At 67.3% G+C, this 2,727-nt stretch carries 3 protein-coding genes; 1 reads left to right on the plus strand and 2 read right to left on the minus strand.

Annotated elements, in window-relative coordinates:
• Nucleotides 1–560 precede the first annotated feature (560 nt).
• Nucleotides 561–974 (plus strand): hypothetical protein, encoded by a 414-nt coding sequence (locus ETD86_RS53765; RefSeq protein WP_138674298.1) that lies wholly within the window; start codon nt 561–563, stop codon nt 972–974.
• A gap of 235 nt (nt 975–1,209) precedes the next feature.
• On the opposite strand, the gene ETD86_RS59525 is transcribed toward ETD86_RS53765, so the two are convergent.
• Nucleotides 1,210–1,335, minus strand: a complete 126-nt coding sequence (locus tag ETD86_RS59525; RefSeq protein ID WP_281287123.1) for a hypothetical protein — start codon at nt 1,333–1,335, stop codon at nt 1,210–1,212.
• 24 nt (nt 1,336–1,359) lie between these two features.
• Nucleotides 1,360–2,151, minus strand: coding sequence for a S1 family peptidase (locus ETD86_RS53770; protein WP_138674299.1), 792 nt, complete (start codon nt 2,149–2,151; stop codon nt 1,360–1,362).
• Nucleotides 2,152–2,727: the final 576 nt, after the last annotated feature.

The following is a 2,727-nucleotide window of genomic DNA, read 5'->3' on the forward strand; positions in this document are numbered from 1 at the left end:
TTCCGCCGCACCGTCACCGTCGCCATCGACGCAGCCGCCCGGACCCACCAGGGCGAGCCCAGCCCCACCCTGGCGGAGATGGCCCGCAAGATCACCGAAGCCCTCGACGCCGCTTGACGGCATGCCGGCCCGCGCAGCACAGCTCGTCACGGGGTCCTCTCCGGACCCCGTGACACGGCGACGTGCCGGGTCGGGGGAGGGGCCGAGCCCCGTCGGGGCGGCCAAGCCAGCTCGCTCACCCGGGCCAATGCCCGCGGGGTCGTAGCCACCGTCCTACGCCGGACCGGCCGCCGGGCCACGGCACGCGACCTCCAGGGGACTGCCCCCACTACACCCCGTGCTCGTAGTTTCTCCGCGCTACTTTGGGCTCATTGCGGCTATCCGAGCATCGGCTTGGTCGTCGGCTCGGCTTGCATGCGGGGGATACGGAGTCACGAGCGATGGGGGCGCAGACCGTGCATGGCGACTCCGACGACCACGCCCGATCGGAACCGGGACCGGTCCCGATCGGGCCGGATTACCTTAAGGTCGTCCATGTAGCCGGATGGTGCGGAGTGTTGATGGCCGCGGTCGTGAGCCGAGTGGTGCTCGGGATTTGTGCCGCCCTTGCCGTGGTCGGCGGGGCGGCGCTCGTGGTGATGGTCGTCGTGTACTTCGGCGCCGATCAGTACGTGCCGGAGTTGCAGGTCGGTGGGTGGGGGACCCTCGCTGGGATGTGCGGTCTCGGCGTGTACGTGGGAGGCGCCTTCCGCGCGCACCTTGTCGCGCGGATAGGTCTTGGGCTCGGGCTCGCAGGTGCCGGTTACGTCGCCAGCACGATCGTCGCATCCCTCGTCTCGTTGATGGCGGATCGCGGCGGCCCGCGGGGCACTCTTGAGGACGGCACCATCGGCTTCATCTGGGTCCTCGCCGGTGCATTCCTCGCCTGGCGCGCAGCGACCGGCCGGTGGCCAGTGGAGCAAACAGCCGTTTAGCCTCCTTGGCTGACCTCGGAAGTGAAGGCCAGGCTCAGCCGTACCGGCGACTTGCTGTTCGCCCAGGTCAACGGCTTCAAGATCAACCCATGGCCGTATCTCGGCTGGACCCGCTATATGTCTTCGCCGCGGACCTCGCCAGTGCTCTGCACGATGAGTGATTTGGAGAGCGCTGGCGATGCGGGCTAGCTGGGCAGTGTGGTGTCGCGGCAGTGGGTTCCGGCAGGAGGGGCCGCTACTGGCTCAAGAGCTCGGCCACCTCGGTCGGGCCGGCGAACAGTGCCCACTCCAGCGGGGTGGCATCGTCATCGTGATCCCGTAGTGACCGGTCGGCTCCCAGCTCCAAAAGCGCTCGCACCATCTGTCCAGTGATCGACCCGGCGGTTCAGGGCAGCGTGACGTACTTGCCGAGGAACTTCCGGGCGGTGGCGGTGTCCAGGCGATAGTCGTAGTTGGTGCCCTTGCAGGCGTCGTCTTCTCCGCTGATCGACGTGGCGATAAGCAGGTGCGAGGTGGGCCCGCCGAGGAAGTTGGGGCCGCCCGAGTCGCCGAAGCAGGTGCTGCCGTCCGTCTTGGAGTCCACCGACAGGTCGAGCCACTTGCGGGAGAGATCGTCGAAGGAGATGGACGTCTGGCGGCGGGTGTCGGTGTAGTGGAAGCGCGTCTCGTGGCCCTTCTTGTTCTTGGACTTGCTCTTGGTCGGGTTCAGGGAGCCGTACCCGACCGGGGTGAAACGCGCGTTCTTCAGGCGGTTGCCGGCTTCGAGCTCGTCGAGCAGGCCCGCCTTCGGCAGCTGGGCGGGCTTGATGTCCGTGACGGGCGTGTTGAAGATGACCACGGCCATGTCATGGAGGTCGGAGTTGTCCTTGTATCGCGGGTCCGGCACGTACCGGCCGGCGTAGAGCTTGGATCCGGGCTCATAGCGGCTGGCGAAGGACACTTTGGCGGTCTTCTGCTTCCGCTCGCCGCAGTGGGCGGCGGTAAGGAAGACGGTGGGCGAGATGAGAGTCCCCGTGCAGTAGGACCACGTTCCGTCGGGATTCGCCCTGTCGCCGATGAGGGCTCCGACTTCGGGGTGCGTGTCGCCGTCAGCCGATCCGTTGGTGATGGCCGACGCGGGGGTGGTGAGGCTGAACGTCGCCGCAGCGACAATCACGACAAAAGGGACGAAACGCATTCGAGAATTGTATGCGGCCGTGCCCGATTGGTGACAAATCAGAGAAAAAGATCTACCTGGCGGCCGGGAGAGCGGCGGCGCGGAGGAAGGCTTCGGTGAACAGCCCGCACGTCTCCTCCGCCAAGGGCATCCCCGGCCCCATAGCAGCCTCCAGGGCGGGGGAGCAGCAGGTGCGTCGCCATCGGGCCGAGCATGAGCTGTACTGGAGCGTGTCCCGTGATCATGTGATGGCGGTGGGCAGGAGGTTCCCTCCAGCAAGGTCACCGACTTCGCCCGGGGGCGGCCGCGGCCGGTGCCGCCGTGTTGCGCGATTACGGGGGGCGGAAGCCGTAGCCGCACGGCCGGGCTAACACCGCGGAAACACGTCCTGCCCTAGGACGCTGGTGTAAAGCAGGTCATCCCAGCTGAGGATTTTCGGGGGAGCTCGTTGGATGGCGCTATGCAGGAGTGTCGGAGTCCATGCTCGCGGCGGGGTCCTGCCGGTTGTGCGGGTCTGTGCGGTTGTCCACAGGCCCGCTGAAGGCCGTCACCTCGTCGCCCAGACCCCTTCCTCTCGGGTGAGGTCCCTGGTCAGGC

The sequence above is a fragment of the Nonomuraea turkmeniaca genome, from assembly GCF_005889735.1.
GTDB classification, from domain to species: Bacteria; Actinomycetota; Actinomycetes; order Streptosporangiales; family Streptosporangiaceae; genus Nonomuraea; species Nonomuraea turkmeniaca.

Excerpts from the sequence above, each read along its gene's own strand:
- ETD86_RS53765 (WP_138674298.1), top strand. The coding sequence starts at position 561 with ATGGCCGCGGTCGTGAGCCGAGTGGTGCTCGGGATTTGTGCCGCCCTT.
- ETD86_RS59525 (WP_281287123.1), bottom strand. The coding sequence starts at position 1,335 with ATGGTGCGAGCGCTTTTGGAGCTGGGAGCCGACCGGTCACTACGGGAT.
- ETD86_RS53770 (WP_138674299.1), bottom strand. The coding sequence starts at position 2,151 with ATGCGTTTCGTCCCTTTTGTCGTGATTGTCGCTGCGGCGACGTTCAGC.